This window comes from Runella sp. (assembly GCF_965279615.1).
Lineage (GTDB): Bacteria > Bacteroidota > Bacteroidia > Cytophagales > Spirosomataceae > Runella.
Genome location: NZ_OZ257252.1, coordinates 365836 through 381275 on the forward strand (window position 1 = coordinate 365836; position 15440 = coordinate 381275).

Below are 15440 nucleotides of genomic sequence, written 5' to 3' on the forward strand. Positions count from 1 at the left end.
AACAAACTAAACCCGATGCAGGAATTATCTACCGTCCAATGGCCTTGGTGGCGTAAAGTTATTTTTCGTTTTACGGCCATTTATTTAGGATTCTACGTCTCTTTTCTTGGGTGGATAAGGGATTTGCCCATTGTTCCCACGTTGTCAGAGTATTACTATAAGGTTGAAAGTTGGCTGGTGGAGTGGAGCAATCGTTCTCTTTTTCATATCAAAGACGTATTAGTGCCAATGGGCGGTAGCGGAGACACCTCTTATGGCTATGCCCAATTGTCTTTTTTTACCTTGGCATCGGTTTTGGGGACGCTGGTATGGTCATTGCTCGACCGCCGAAAAAACTATGAAAAGGCCTATTACTGGCTGATCGTTATCCTGCGCTACTACGTGTCGATGGTCGCTTTTTTGTATGGCATTATCAAAGTGTTTGGTTTTCAGATGTCTTTTCCTAGCCTCAGTCAACTGGCTACACCACTCGGTGATTTTCTGCCGATGCGTTTTTCGTGGCTTTTCATTGGGTATTCTACGCCGTATCAATTCTTTTCGGGAGCCGTGGAGGTAGCTGCCGCATTGCTCTTACTTTATCGTCGTACGGCTACGTTGGGGGCTTTTGTAGCGGCAAGCGTATTTCTAAACGTGGCGGTGTTGAATCTCAGTTATGACATTCCCGTCAAATTATTCTCAATTCATTTGTTTGTTTTCAGCAATATCCTGTTGCTGGCCGATGCCAAACGTTTACTGAATTTCTTTGTTTTGAACAAAGCTACCGCTCCGACACCTGCGCTCGTATTGCCGGAAAAATGGATGCGAATAGGTCGTATTATTTTGAAAACGGCCTTTATTATTTTATTTGCCGTCATGCCTTTTTATAGCACCTACCAGGGCAGTATCAGCAACGAGGTTGTTCCTCCGGAAAAGAAACCCATTACAACGGGTGTTTTTGATGTCGTTTCTTTTGAGACAACCGGCCGAATGAACACCGATACGCTGCGCTGGAAAGATATGGTCTTTGAAACCTATAATGGAGGGAGTATTCATACCGCTGATACGCTTTTCAGGCAGCGCTACAACCGAGCTTATTTTGCGTATGTTACCGATTCGTTACGGCAAAATATTTCGTTCAGGAAACGTTCCGGCGATAGCCTTTCCCTCTTTACGTTACACTATTCCATGCCCGATACAAACAACCTTTTGTTGAAAGGCAAAATAAAAAATGATTCCTTACGAGTGGTACTTAAACGGCGAAGGGGGCATTTCCAATTAGCAGAGCGGCAGTTTCACTGGCTTTCGGAAGACAACCGTTAGAATGTAATGCGTGGCCCGGCTTAGCCTAGCTGTTTCTTTCTTTTTCGGTCTCCACAGAAGGATGTAACTTCCGGTATACATTCGTGCGCAGTTCCAATGCTTCGGCATTGCCGCCTCTTGAAAACCAAACGGCTTTATCAAACGACAAAAAAGCTTCGTTAAATTCTTGCAGTTGGTAGTGTATCTTTCCTTTTTCCAAATGTACATCCACGAGAGTATTGTCAAACGACAGCGCTTCGGTAAAATCATATAAGGCTGAGTAAAGATTGCCGTCTTTTAAATTGCATTTTCCCCGGTATTCATAGGCTAACGCAGACTTGCGGTTTTCTTTTAATTTTTGATCAAAATACGTGTAAGCATCGGTATAATTTCCGGCTTCAAAGAGTGAAATACCATCGGCAAAACGTTTGCGATCTTTGTCGATGACGGTATCATGATCGGTAAAATAATAATGAAGAAAAAACAATGTAAGTATAAGAGGAACAACGAAAATGGCATCCATGACACTTAATGGTTTTTTGAGGTATAATGGTTAAAAAGGGAACGGATTCATGCGTGGTTTGGTTTCTCAACGCGGCGATTAATGAATATTTTTTGCGAAAAAAGGAACCATGAAACTTTCGCCGGAATGCACCAATCAAAAGTAAAAAAGTAACTGAAACGTAAGTCGGTTAGGAAGTTTTCCTAACTTTCGCCCCAACTTACCGAGTAGTTATCACCGGAAAAGCAGAAAGGATACAATGACAGAACATGAGATCAATCTTCGGACCGTCAATGTGACACGTTATGTCACGCCTTTGCGGGAGGGAGGCTCGTTGCCGGCCATCGTAGAGGCCGACGATGAGTTTTTATACGTTATGAAATTTCGTGGTGCGGGGCAGGGTCCTAAAGCACTTATTGCCGAACTCATTTCCGGAGAGATAGCCCGGGCGTTGGGTTTGCGCGTACCCGAAATTGTGTTTTGCAATTTAGACGAGGCGTTTAGCCGCATGGAACCCGATGAAGAAATTCAGGATCTGCTTCGCGAAAGCGTAGGGCTTAATTTGGCGCTTCATTACCTTTCAGGGGCTATCACCTTTGATGCCTTGGTCACAACCATCAATGCAACACTTGCTTCGCGGATCGTTTGGCTGGATTGCCTGATCACGAACGTGGATCGCACCCCGCGCAACACCAATATGCTCATGTGGCACCGCGACCTATGGCTGATCGACCACGGTGCTTCGCTTTATTTTCATCATTCATGGGACAATTGGGAACAGCAGGCCAAGCGGCCTTTTACGGCGATCAAAGATCACGTTTTGTTGCCTTTGGCATCCGAATTGGAAGAGATCGACGCCGATTTTCGGTCGATATTAACGCCCGAGCGGATTCAGGCGATTGTATCTTTAGTACCTGATGAATGGTTAACGGATGAATCCACAACCATGTCGCCTCAAGAACGGCGGGAGGTATATGTTCAATTTTTAGTAACGCGTATTGCCGCGTCCGAAATTTTTGTCAAAGAAGCGCAAGATGCAAGAAAAAAACTTGTTTGAGTACGCCGTCATTCGCGTCGTGCCGCGCGTCGAACGCGAAGAATTTCTCAATGTCGGGGTGATAGTATTCTGTTCTGCTCAGGGATTTTTGCAAACACGGTTTGAGTTGAACGAAGAGCGCCTACGCGCGTTTTCGTGTCCTGTGGATCGGGAAGAATTAACAGAGCGTTTGCAGGCGTTTGAACGGATTTGCGAAGGCCGCGCTACAGGCGGTACGATAGGGCAACTGTCAAGAGCAGAGCGTTTTAGATGGTTGACCGCCGCGCGCAGCACCGTTGTGCAAACTTCGGCCGTGCATCCGGGGTTATGTGAAAATGCCGCCGAAACCCTTACACGATTATACGCTCAATTGGTGCAATAACAGGATCATGGTTTGCGGTCTTTAACGACCAGAAACAGATCGTTTTCCAGTGCCAAATAACCGTATTCGTACACAAAAAAATACGTCGAGCCTTTTTGCGTGGTGCGCGTATTGGTGAAATAACCGAAATCAAATCCTTCCCGGATCAGCGAATTTTTTGAGATCTTCGCTTTGTCGTCTTTGCAGGCTTCTTCCAGTATCCGCCGATTTTTTCGAAGCGTATTATTAATGTTCCGAACGTAATTGTTGGAATCGGAATTCAATTTATTGTTGTAGGCGTTGCGACACATGTCGGAGCAGAATTTTTTGTCAGACCTGCCGATGATCTTTTCGCCGCACTCTAAGCACTCTTTCATTGTCTCCTGATTTTAGATAAGGTTTTAGTTCGTTGAAGTTCATTCTCTTTTATTCACGTTGAGTGTAAACTCCTTACTATGTAGTTTATAAATCTATTTTAAGCAAAACCATATCTATGATTTGTTTTCCGTTTTCATAAATGGGCTTACTGTAATTATCCAAAAAAAAGTTTTTACGAATATCAAAAATTGCAAATCTCGATTTTTCATAGAATTTAATTTCTTTCACACATTGGTCACAGGTTCCAACTAATACTTTTTCGAATCCTCTTTTTTTTGCATTTTCGATGATGAAATCTATTAATATGGTGCCGATTCCTTTTCCCTGCAACTCTTCTGTTACAGCAATGTTTTTAATTTCAATGCTGTCGTCTTGCACAACTTTTAAAATGAAAACCGCTACGGTTTTTTCTTGGTATTTTGCTAAATAACACTCACCATTGTTTAAGTTTTTGTCAATGGCTTTAATGGTATCATCTGAAAGCAATAATAAATCGTAAGGGATTTCATCGCTTTTATTTATTAAGCTTATTAAAATTTTTGTTTTGTCCATTTATGGGTTTGACTTTTAGTAAAGCTGGGCCTTACCGTTTATGCCATTTTGTGATTTTCTAAAATTGCGGCCAGCAACGCAATATACGAAAATGTAGCCGTTTGCAAACGTTTACAAATAATGTTTCCTGCATAAAAAAACGCAGCGTATCGGTACGCTGCGTTGGCATTAAATACCTTCGGTTGTGAGCAACCGAAGGCACTAAGGTGATATTTTTAGAAGAAACTCATTATTTATTCTCTTCTTCGGCTCCAAACGCTCCGGCACCTTCGACGAGATTGGCAAAGAAAATACTGTTGAAAAACAGGCGGGCTGTGCCCAGCCAATAACTGCGATAAGTAGGATCATCGGCAAATAACACTGCTCGTCCGCTGCCGACGGTGCTTAGAATGATGGCGGCACTGTTGCTCACTTTGCTGATATTTTGCTTGGAAGCGTAGCCGTTTATAAAAGGCTTATCGGCATACTGGGCAACGGTCGCGTATTTATCGGTACTTTTTTGGAGCAATGTCGGGCCGTTCTTATTGATAAAAAGTTTACGATCACTGAGTCCGAATCCGATGGGGTGCGTAATGTCGATGTCGGCAATAAAAATGGCGCCGTTGATGCGTTTTGAGCCTTCTACGTCCTGTTTACTCACAAATTCCAGGCGCTCAGTGCTTTTAGCAGCGGCAGTTTTCTCATCTGAGTCCACTAATTTTTCTTTGACCAATTCATTTTGAATGGCCCAAGCCGTGGCAGTTTGGAACGTGATCAATGTTCCGCCGTCGGCTACCCATGCTTTGAGCTTATCGATCACCGGTTTGTCCCAAGCGCTGTAATTACCGGCCGGCAACACAATGGTCGTGTATTTTTTCAGCGTTGCCTGTCTGAAATATTGCAGGTCAAGCTTCACGACGGGCAAACCCAATTGTTGATTCAATAAGAACCAAATTTGCCCTGCTTCGCTTGCTGTAACACCCTGCCCGAAAGCCAGCGCCACTTCCGGCTTGCGGACCGTTTTTATGTTGTTGCTGCCGAGGTCAACGCCGGCGGCGCTGAAACCCGTAGCGGCCGCCGTAAAACTGACATTGCAGGCAATGCCAATCTTCTGTAATTGCGCATAAAGCGAATCAGACGACATGGATTGCCCCGCAACGGGCACCACCAACGTGCCATAACCGTACGATTTTTTATCATTTGCAATGGCGGCGGTAAAGGGCTTAAAGGCCGTTTTTACCATAATATTTTTATTCAGCAATTGGTACAGGGCCTTACCGGCGTTGTAATCGGTATAGGCAAGCAAATAAGCGTACGAAGATTTTCCGCCTTCTATGCCGCCTTTTGCCTGAACGGTGGCGGTTATTTGGGCGCCTTTGGCAAAATCCTTTGTCTTGAGCTTGGCGTATTGCAATCCGTACGCATGAATAACGCTCCAACCGGTGTTGTCATAAAAAAGACTGTCTTTCAAGGCAATTTCCTCAAACAGTGAATGAATAACCAGAAAGTTAGGTTGCTCTGCCGGAACAATGTAGGCTTTGCCTTTTTCAAAACTTTTTCCATCGATGGAGGCAGTTGCTGCAACATCATATACCTGAATGCGGTGTTGTAACAGTAATCCCAAAAACTTTTGCGTGAGCGATTCATCCCGACTGTCGCCAAAAACGTAGGCTTTGGCGGGATTTATTCTGGCCTGTTCCAAGCCGTATTTGAAAAGGTCTTTCTGGATTTTAAAGAGATTCGTTTTTTCGGCAACGGCGGCTTTCAGCGAAGAAAAGGTCGTTGACAAATGATTACGGATCGTGAAGGAAAAGGTTAACAATCCATTGGCGGTTTCTTTGGCAATGCCGCCGCTGCCGGCTTCTTCAAATGTAGCGGCGATGCTGCCGTAAAATTTAGGATACGTTGAGCCATAGATAGGGGATAGGTTGTCATAGTTTTCTTTGGTAAAATAAAGCGAGCCGATCTCATCCAATGCTTTGGCGTGGTATTTGGCAAAAACGGCATTTTCATCGTAAATAAATTGGGGAATGATCGGGCTTTCGTGGCGCTTAGGGGTTGGCTCAAAATAATACGTAGCGTTAGGACCCATTTCGTGAAAATCAATTTGCACGTTTGGATACCATTGATGAAAGAATTCAACGCGATTGCGGCTTTCTACGTGGACAAGGTTGAGCCAATCGCGGTTCAGATCGGCAAAGTAATGGTTGGTCCGTCCGTTGGGCCATGCTTCCATGTGTTCTTTGTCCAAAGGGTCAGCTACCGGTGGGAATGACTTGTAACTGTTGAACCAATTGGCCGCCCGATCTCTTCCGTCGGGATTCAGCGAGGGGTCAATAAAAATGACAGATTCTTTGAGCCATTGGTTGGTTTCGGGATCTTGATTTGCCGCTAAATAATAACCTGCCAACAAACTGACTTCTCCGCAGGAGCCTTCGTTGCCGTGGACACTGTAACCGAGCATGACAATAACAGGCGCTTTGCTGTCAACAACGGGTTTGGAAGGGTCAATGGAGGTGATGTGTTCTTTTCTGATTTCTTCCAAACGGCTGTAATTTTCAGGAGCGGTAAAGGTGACCACGATCTGCTCTCTTTCTTCGTACGTTTTGCCGATGGTTTGAACATGCACGCGATTGCTTACTTTGGCCAATTCTCTGAAATAAGCCACTATCTGATCATGCCGGGTATAATGGGTTCCGATCGCGTACCCTAAAAATTTTTCCGGAGTGGGAACGGCGGGGTCAAACTTAGTGGCTTTTGGATAATAATAACCGGTTTGCGCCATTGCAAATTGAACAGTCAGTAGTGCGGTGAGTAAAAGCAGACCGGCCGTTGTACGGTAGTTTCTCATAGTTAGGTTGAATTGTTTTAAAATGAATTGTTGAATGAAAAGTGTAATCGACTCCGGCGAAAAAACAAAAGATTTCTGCTCAAATGATAGAAATTTGACTTGTTAAGGAGCCATTGAGTAAATGTAAATTTTTAATTATTGACAAAAAAAATATTTTCCTCATTTCAAGATTATGCGTTATTTCTCCGATGTCGGAGTAACAGTCTTATCCATTTGTAAACGTTTACAAATAATTTTATCCAACTGGAAACGTGTACTAACCGAATCTTTTTTGACTGATCCTGCACCTTTGTATTGTCAATTCGGGACAATCTCATTGACACGAAAACAAGATCATAAAACGCAAAACTTTAAGGAACATGAACAAGGTAACATTGATTGGTAACGTAGGAAACGAAGTAATTGTACGCAACTTCGACAACGGCAAATTGGCTTCTTTCACCATCTCAACCACCGAAAGCTACACCAATAAAAACAATGAAGAAGTAACAAATACCACTTGGCACAACATCGTGGCGTTTGGAAAGGTAGCGGACGTGTGTAAGCGGATGGCTTCAAAAGGAAAACTCATTTCCGTGGAAGGGAAGATCAATTATAGAAGCTACAAGAACAAAAAAGATAAAATGGTTTATGTAACCGAGATTCAGGTATATAAAATTGAAGAATTGGAAAAAGCAGAACAAAACTAATTAACAGCCACCGCCTGCACCGGTCTGCCATAAAGCTATGACCGGTGGCAGGCTTTTTTTTAGTTAACGACGTATAGCGGATCAAGGTGAATTTAAATTACGATTATTTGCCCGATATTAAACATAATTCTGCCTGAAACAGGCGGTTCGTGTACCTTAAAAGACCGTTTGATAACTATTTAATGACATTGGTATACTTTTAATAACTCGGGTTTGATTATTAAGGCGGAATTTTAAAACTTGCAGCATACTTAAGCATAATTTATGCTAACAATGTATGGTTATTTGATAAAAGAGGTTTACTGCAAATCCCTGAAAGGTTAAAAAAAAGCGCTTTTCTTTACTATATCGACTGAAGTGTTTTTTTGTTTGTAAGTATACACTTTACCCACTGAATATGAGTATTTTAAACACCAAAATCCTTTTGTTCGAGGATAAACTTGATAATATATCTCAGATTGAGAATATGATCAAGGCGTCGGGTTATGAAGTTATCAGAGCTTTAGCTTCTCCTAAAGAAGACCTGCGTCTGAATATTATGGTGCTTCAATCCAACATTATCATTGGACATGATTCTCTGAGTAATACTATACTGTTGACGGCCCAAAAAATGAAGAGAGGAATTTCGATCATTATGCTTGGAACGTCGGAAGAAAGTGTATTGCTGCCGGACATGGAAACGGGTAAGATGGCTTATTTAAAAGCCCCTTTCACGAAAGATGTGTTGAAAGCCGTCATTGATTTTGTCAGGGGATAGTACTGCCTGTATTTCATTTTAAGCAAGACTGACAAAACGTTGGTCAACGTCCGTTCTTTTGTCCAAACGAACACTCTTTTCTTTAAGAGAGACCTGATTCTCTTCAGTACGACTTTATAAAATCACTTCTTTCTCAGATTAGATCTCATCCGACTCTGCCCGGGGAGATGAAGATCAATATATTTCCAAGAATTGGCACTGCTTTTTAACTACTATCATCGGAGCTGGTGATCTATGAACATTTCCGGTGCTTACTGTTACTTATTTGGTAATAAAAATCCCCGGAAATGGAAGTATAGGGAATTTTGTGCCCGTTGGATCAGGGAAGATTTTCCCCATTTTGGGTAGCCTCTGTCAGTGTACAAACTCGGAGAAATCATGTTTGAGAAATATTTTTTTATTACCCTGCTTTTTTTTGTCGGTATTGTAAAGAGCTATATGCGGGTTGACTACCCTTATGAAGTACGGTTGGCTTCATTGAAGGTAGAAAATCAAAATGTTAAAATGGCTTACATGGATATAGCGCCTTCCGTTCCTACGGGTAAAACGGTGGTTTTGTTGCATGGTAAAAATTTCAATGGGTATTACTGGAAAGACGTCATTTCGGCACTGACCAATAAAGGGTACAGGGTGATCGTGCCTGATCAAATCGGCTGGGGTAAATCGGACAAGCCGAACGTGCATTATAGCTTTCATTTATTGGCAGCCAATACCAAGGCGTTGTTGGATCTGTTGAAAATAGACAAAGTAACTGTGTTGGGTCATTCTATGGGAGGGATGTTGGCGGCTCGGTTTTCCCTGCTTTACCCAAAAATGGTTGAAAAATTGGTGCTTGAAAACCCCATTGGATTGGAAGATTACAAAACATTTGTACCCTATCAGCCTTTGGAAGAATTGGTTGTTAAAGAAAAGAATGCGACGTACGATTCCTATAAGAAATACCAACAGAGCTATTATCCTATTTGGAAACCTGAGTACGAGCAATACGTTGCAGCTCAGGCGGAAGCTTTGACCGATCCCGAATTTCCTCAAACAGCGATGGCTAATGCACTTACTTATGAGATGATCTATGAGCAGCCCATCGTGTATGAATTAAAAGATATTGCGGTTCCCACTTTATTGATCATTGGACAAGCCGACAGGACCGTGGTTGGAAAAGACCTGCTGACAGTTGAGCAAAAAATGAATCATGGAAACTATCCGGCCTTGGGAAAAATGGCGAACCAACAAATAAAAGGTTCGCAATTGGTTGAATTGGATGGCATTGGGCACATTCCTCACATTCAAGACTTGGAGCAATTCAAAAATGCACTTTTTAAATTCTTATAAAGGTTGGGCAGTATTTTCTTCGGCTCTTAACATAAAAACGGTTTCGTTATGAATAAGGTAAGCGTCTACATTATTATTCTCTTTATTCTTTTTACATTGGCCATTTCCTGTAAGGGTCAAACCTCGGGTACAACCTCCAAAGAGACCCGTATTACCATGAAGATCGGCAGTGCTGATACGTTGCCGGCTCCTTTCAGTACAAAGTCGGTCAAAAATTTCAGTAAGGTGATCGGCTGGGAAGCAGGGCAAACACCCACTGCACCGGCAGGATTCACCGTTTCTAAATTTGCGGACGGTCTTGAACATCCTCGTTGGATCTACGTAGCCGACAACGGCGATATTTTTGTGGCTGAATCCAACACGATATTAACGGGCATAAAAAAAGTAGGCGCCCAAATTGCCCCCAAGATCAGAACCCAGAATATAGGTGAAAGCGCCAATCGCATTACGATGTTCAGAGATGCCGATAAAGATGGCGTTTTTGAAAGTCGCCATGTTTTTTTGGAAGACCTGAATCAGCCTTTTGGAATGCTTATTTTGAACAATAAATTTTATGTGGGCAACACCGACGCCTTGGTGATGTATGATTATAAACCCGGAATGACTGAACCGGCGGGTAAAGGCAAGCCGATCGTAGCATTGCGCGCGGGAGGATATAATAATCACTGGGCAAGAAATATCATTACCAATAAGAGTGGAACAAAAATTTACATCAGTGTAGGCTCAGGCAGCAACGTAGCCGAACACGGAATGGACAACGAAATTCGGCGGGCCAACATTCTGGAGGTCAATCCTGATGGGAGCGGAGAGCGGATATACGCTTCCGGTTTGCGTAATCCAATCGGAATGGCCTGGGCACCGGGCACAAGTACGCTATGGACGGCAGTCAACGAGCGGGATGAACTTGGCGACGATCTGGTACCTGATTATATGACAAGCGTAAAAGAAGGAGGATTCTACGGCTGGCCTTATGCTTATTTTGGGCCAAATCCTGATCCCCGCATGAAGGACGATCCGCACATGGAGCTTGTTCAAAAAACAATAGTTCCCGATGTGCCTTTGGGATCTCATACCGCGTCACTTGGATTGGCCTTTTACGAAAAGACCGCCTTTCCGGCTAAATACCGCAACGGTGCTTTTGTTGGACAACACGGTTCCTGGAACCGGTCAGAACTGTCAGGATATAAAGTCGTTTTTGTGCCTTTTGCCAATGGCCGTCCGTCGGGCAAGCCGGAAGATTTTTTGACAGGTTTTATTGCCAATGCTTCCAAAAGTGAAGTGCGTGGCCGACCCGTTTGTGTAGCTGTGTTGGCCAATGGGTCAATGTTGGTGACGGATGATGCCAGCAATACTATTTGGCGCGTAAGGGCAGACCGCTGATGAAATGCTAACTAATTAAAGAGATCACTAACAGCTATGTTTTGCTGATTTTAAACAAAAAAGCCCTGTCTCTTACGAGCAGGGCTTTTTTGTAAGGGGTTATTGGGTAAGAGATAGATAAATAAATAAAAACAGAATGTAAAGTGGTATAAAATAAGGTAAAGTATGTATTATTAAGGTGTTGCTTTTTCAACGGCGTGGCCGCCGAATTCATTACGCAGGGCTGCCACTACTTTGCCCGTAAAGGTATCATCCTGCTGTGAGCGATAGCGCATGATCAAGGAAAGGGCGATGACCGGTGTAGGAATTCCCATATCAAGCGCTGTTTCGAGCGTCCATTTCCCTTCTCCCGACGAATGCATCACTCCTTTGATCGTATCCAATTTCGGATCTTTGGAAAAAGCACTTTCAACCAACTCCATAAGCCAGCCTCTTACCACAGAGCCGTGATTAAATACTTTTGCTACCTGTTGGAGGTCAAGGTCGTATTTTGATTGTTCCATCACTTCAAAACCTTCGGCGATGGCCTGCATCATGCCGTACTCAATGCCGTTATGCACCATTTTTACAAAGTGGCCGCTACCTGGTCCGCCTGCGTGCAGGTAACCGTTTTCGACCGAAATATCCCGAAATACCGATGCGCAATGATTGAATACTTCGTCTTCGCCGCCGATCATGGTACAGGCTCCGTACAAAGCACCTTCCACACCGCCGCTTGTACCACAATCTAAATAGTCTATATTCTTGGATTTGAGGTACTTATAGCGACGAATCGAGTCGTTAAAATTAGAATTTCCGCCATCGATCACGATGTCGTTCGGATTAAGATTGGGAATGAGTGCTTCGATACAATCGTCAACGGGTTTGCCGGCGGGGACCATGAGCCATATCACTTTTCGACCGTCCAATTGTTGGCACATTTCGGCAAGGCTATAGGCAGGTGCTACGCCTTCGAGCGAAATATTCGTAATGTTGGCGGTAGCGACGTCGTACGCCACTACTTCATAGCCATGACGGTGTAAGTTAAGTGCTAAATTGTACCCCATTTTGCCGAGGCCAACGAATCCGATTTGACTCATTAATGAAAAAAGATTAAAATATATGAATGCGAAATTACTAGGAAAAGATGAAATAAAAAAGAATACTAATTCTAATCAAATTAATCTCATAAACAAAATTTTGTTGTAAATCAAGTTTTTAGTTAAATTTACTTTGGAATAATTTTTTTGACTACTTGATAAATGATCAGAGAATGACCACTTTTTAAAGTAAGACAAATAAAATTACATAATGCAGTTGCTCGGAACCCTATATGTAACTGTTTGGAATTAGTTTGTAGGATTTGGGTACAAAATTTTATTTAATTATTTATACTTTGCATTTGGGTAAAACTTTATGCTTAACTATTTTGGTGAAAAATAAATCTAGCTATTGAAAATTTTTCATTATTGTGGAGTATTTTTAGTTTAAAAATACTCCACAATAATGAAAAATTATTTTGCAAACTAAAATAAGTTCTTTGTAAAGAATAAGTAGTAATACTAAATTTAATTCAATTAATTGCTGAAACTAATTATGCAATTTGCTGATTGCATTCTAAATTGGAATGTTGCATTTGCAACATTATTATAGCCTTCTTGATCAACAATTGTTGCGGAATAACTTGAAGAATTTATCCAACCACTAGAATAGGATATATATGAACTACCATAATCAAAACTCGCTGTAAGCACAACAGGTGATGAAGGGAGGTAAACTCCTGAGCCTAAAAAATTATAGCATCCTTCAACCTGCATAGTTACAGTTGTAAATGGAAACATGCCTAAATATATATTATTGTCAGTTACTGGATCGTATTCGTATTTAGGAGACCAGTTAACAATAATCCCTAATCGACCATTGACCTTGTCATCTCCAGAAATATTCTCGCAAGTTGAATTTTCACTGAGCCTCAATCTTGAAATTGAATTTTTCTTAACTTCTAATTTTTCTTCAAAATTACTTTTATGAGCATTCATGATCTTATTCAAATCGCCCGTTTTAAGGGTGCCTTTTCCGATATAAAGTGTTTTTGTCTCATCTTTTAAAAATTGTACTAAATAATCTCCTATGCGAACTAGCCCATATTTATTTACCCATGGTGAATATTTTTCGTTTGAAATATTCATGTAAAAAGAATTGGGAGAGTCGGAATAAAAATAAAATGATTGCTTACTTGAATTTACCAGATCGGGGTATGGAAGAATAGATAGAGTCAAATTTTGTTTTTTTAAACTGGTTACAAATTCGTCCTGAGATTTCAGAGCTTTTCTGTAAAGTTCTCTTAATGAAGTAAAATCTTCTTTTTGCTCAAACTCATTAAATTCCATTACTTCTTTTTGAGTTAGAGCTTTAAAAGTATCGAAACTTTTAAAGTTAAGAATCTCACGCTCTATAGATATTAAAGAGGGATTTTCTTTAGTAGCTAAGATGTTATCTTTGCTACAGCTTGCAAAGAATGTTATTGTGATGACTAATAAACTTAAATTAATAAAGGCTGAGTTTTTTGTAGTTTTTTTCATTGTCTTATTTATTAGTTAAGTTGCATTGCAAATATAGATTTTTTTCTTTCCTTGATTTAAATTTTTTCATGTTTATTTAATTAAAATTTTTGCCAAAATAATAGAGTTTTAGATGGTTACTAGGAGTATATAGATAGTGGAAATAGTGCATGTTAATATTGATTTTTATAATACTATCTATGTGCTATTATCTTCATTGAAAGGTTAGTTAATAACACTTAATAAAAGATAATAGCACATGGATAAAGATAACTCTTTTACCCTATTTATCCCACCAAACTTTGGTATCCAGGTCATCCGCTCCCTGACGTGCAATGGCCTCTTTTACATTGGCACTATTGACTGAGATCTCTGAGTTTGGATAAGTTAGACGTCTGATGAAGTCACCTTTAATCCCTTTTCCGGGGAATGGATTAGGGGTTAATTTAGGAAAACCGCTTCTTCTGAAATTGGCAAATGCTTCGGGACCATTCATGAAAGAGGCAATCCAATATTGCGTATTGATTTGCTCCAATGCGTTGGCGGCTACAAAAGGATTTTCTTTCAGGTAGGAATCAATTGAAGCGGCAGGTACGGCAGCATTGGCATCAACGGAAGCCAATTGTTCCATATGGCCTCTTACACCTTTGTTGTAAAAATCTTCCACTGAGCCGGTCGTCCAACCGCGTTGAGCAGCTTCTGCCAACAACAATTGGGTTTGTGCGTAGGTAACAAAAAACATAGGCGCCTGATTTTTTGCCAGACGAGTTCTGTCCACCTGACTGAAATCATAAAAACTCTTCAAACCTAATGTTTTTACAACGTTTGCGATAGAGCTGTTATCGTATCCGAACGGCATTCCAATCTGAACCGCAGGGTCAGTGGAAGCTCTTGCTGCTACCTGTTCGGGACCGGAAGCGGCACCTACGTAGCGTACAGCAATGGATTTCAAACGCGGATCGTTGGTCTTTTTCAGATAATCTGCAAAAGGTGCCGCTAAATAAAAGTTTGCCGCTTCGGTAGAGTTCAGCATTTGGCCCGGGCCGTTTGTATAGTTGGCATCGTGCTTGATAGCCGCATTGTCGGTATTGGCAGTCATTACACCTCCGGCAATTGCCTTCTGAACTACCTGCTGGGCTTGGGTGGCATCTACTTTGCTAAGCCGCATTCCCGCTCTGAGCAAAAGCGAATAACCAAACTTTTTCCACTTTGCTACATCACCACTGTACAAAATATCGGCAGTTTCGATGGTTTTTGTCGCATCCAACGCTGCGGTTGCTTCCGTCAATTCTTTAATAATGTCTGTGTAAACAGCTTGCTGCGTATCGTATTTAGGAAGCACGACTTGGTCGGTAAAACCTTTTGCCGCCTGTGTGTAAGGAATATCGCCGTACGTGTCTGTCAGGACCATATAAGCGTACGCCTGCGTGATGCGTGCCATGCTCAACAGATTGGGTCGGTTGGGCAGTGCTTTTGCTTTCAAAATGACATCGTATGTATTTCTAACTACGCTTCGGTAATACCGCTGCCACGTTTGCTGAGTGTTGTCCCGACTGTCCTGATTAAAGTTAGCTCCGGTCAATACTCCCGAGTTGGGGGAAACCATTTGCTGAACGATGCCTATTTCGTAAATAACCACCCCGCTTGGAGGGGAAACGTTTACAAGAGCGTTGTTAAGGATAAAAGCAGGGTCTACGGCAGTAGCAGCGGTTTTGTTGACGTTAAGTTCGTCAAAACCGTTATCGCAACTCCCTAAAATCAGGATAGGAATCGAAAATAATATATTTCTGAGTGTCTTTTTCATTGCA

General features: G+C 41.9%; 14 protein-coding genes. 7 read left to right on the forward strand and 7 right to left on the reverse strand.

Translation table 11 applies throughout. The features are described from left to right. Positions 1 to 15 precede the first annotated feature (15 nt). Positions 16 to 1299: a hypothetical protein gene (locus tag ACQY73_RS01560; RefSeq protein WP_428660508.1), complete on the forward strand. Its 1284-nt coding sequence runs from the start codon at positions 16 to 18 to the stop codon at positions 1297 to 1299. A gap of 25 nt (positions 1300 to 1324) precedes the next feature. On the opposite strand, the gene ACQY73_RS01565 is transcribed toward ACQY73_RS01560, so the two are convergent. Beyond that, positions 1325 to 1801 (reverse strand): tetratricopeptide repeat protein, encoded by a 477-nt coding sequence (locus ACQY73_RS01565; protein WP_428660510.1) that lies wholly within the window; start codon positions 1799 to 1801, stop codon positions 1325 to 1327. A 238-nt stretch (positions 1802 to 2039) separates the two neighbouring features. Between ACQY73_RS01565 and ACQY73_RS01570 the strand changes: the two genes are divergently transcribed. After that, entirely contained in the window at positions 2040 to 2837 is a 798-nt protein-coding gene (locus ACQY73_RS01570; RefSeq protein ID WP_428660513.1) for a HipA family kinase, read from the forward strand. Beyond that, positions 2815 to 3198, forward strand: coding sequence for a DUF3037 domain-containing protein (locus ACQY73_RS01575; protein ID WP_428660516.1), 384 nt, complete (start codon positions 2815 to 2817; stop codon positions 3196 to 3198). The genes ACQY73_RS01570 and ACQY73_RS01575 overlap by 23 nt, the downstream gene beginning before the upstream one ends. 5 nt (positions 3199 to 3203) lie before the next feature. Here ACQY73_RS01575 and ACQY73_RS01580 read toward each other — a convergent pair whose 3' ends face one another. From ACQY73_RS01580 to ACQY73_RS01590, 3 genes are all read right to left on the reverse strand, one after another. After that, on the reverse strand, positions 3204 to 3554 hold the full coding sequence (locus ACQY73_RS01580; RefSeq protein WP_428660518.1) for a hypothetical protein: 351 nt from the start codon (positions 3552 to 3554) through the stop codon (positions 3204 to 3206). Positions 3555 to 3639: 85 nt separating this feature from the next. Beyond that, entirely contained in the window at positions 3640 to 4107 is a 468-nt protein-coding gene (locus tag ACQY73_RS01585; RefSeq protein ID WP_428660521.1) for a GNAT family N-acetyltransferase, read from the reverse strand. A gap of 229 nt (positions 4108 to 4336) precedes the next feature. Then, entirely contained in the window at positions 4337 to 6937 is a 2601-nt protein-coding gene (locus tag ACQY73_RS01590; protein ID WP_428660524.1) for a M14 family zinc carboxypeptidase, read from the reverse strand. Between the two features lie 359 nt (positions 6938 to 7296). Here ACQY73_RS01590 and ACQY73_RS01595 point away from each other — a divergent pair, with 359 nt between their 5' ends. From ACQY73_RS01595 to ACQY73_RS01610, 4 genes are all read left to right on the forward strand, one after another. Further along, positions 7297 to 7626 carry a single-stranded DNA-binding protein gene (locus tag ACQY73_RS01595; protein WP_428660527.1) on the forward strand — a complete coding sequence of 110 codons (330 nt, stop codon included), beginning with the start codon at positions 7297 to 7299 and terminating at the stop codon, positions 7624 to 7626. A 397-nt stretch (positions 7627 to 8023) separates the two neighbouring features. Beyond that, complete coding sequence (locus tag ACQY73_RS01600) at positions 8024 to 8383, forward strand: hypothetical protein (RefSeq protein ID WP_428660529.1); 360 nt, start codon at positions 8024 to 8026, stop codon at positions 8381 to 8383. Between the two features lie 378 nt (positions 8384 to 8761). Next, complete coding sequence (locus tag ACQY73_RS01605; RefSeq protein ID WP_428660531.1) at positions 8762 to 9712, forward strand: alpha/beta fold hydrolase; 951 nt, start codon at positions 8762 to 8764, stop codon at positions 9710 to 9712. Between the two features lie 48 nt (positions 9713 to 9760). Further along, positions 9761 to 11092 (forward strand): PQQ-dependent sugar dehydrogenase, encoded by a 1332-nt coding sequence (locus ACQY73_RS01610; RefSeq protein WP_428660533.1) that lies wholly within the window; start codon positions 9761 to 9763, stop codon positions 11090 to 11092. Between the two features lie 173 nt (positions 11093 to 11265). Here the strand turns inward: ACQY73_RS01610 and gnd are convergent, their stop codons facing one another. From gnd to ACQY73_RS01625, 3 genes are all read right to left on the reverse strand, one after another. After that, complete coding sequence (gene gnd, locus ACQY73_RS01615) at positions 11266 to 12171, reverse strand: phosphogluconate dehydrogenase (NAD(+)-dependent, decarboxylating) (protein ID WP_428660536.1); 906 nt, start codon at positions 12169 to 12171, stop codon at positions 11266 to 11268. Positions 12172 to 12648: 477 nt separating this feature from the next. Beyond that, complete coding sequence (locus ACQY73_RS01620) at positions 12649 to 13653, reverse strand: hypothetical protein (protein WP_428660538.1); 1005 nt, start codon at positions 13651 to 13653, stop codon at positions 12649 to 12651. A 262-nt stretch (positions 13654 to 13915) separates the two neighbouring features. Next, positions 13916 to 15436 (reverse strand): SusD/RagB family nutrient-binding outer membrane lipoprotein, encoded by a 1521-nt coding sequence (locus tag ACQY73_RS01625; protein ID WP_428660541.1) that lies wholly within the window; start codon positions 15434 to 15436, stop codon positions 13916 to 13918. Between the last annotated feature and the right edge of the window lie 4 nt (positions 15437 to 15440).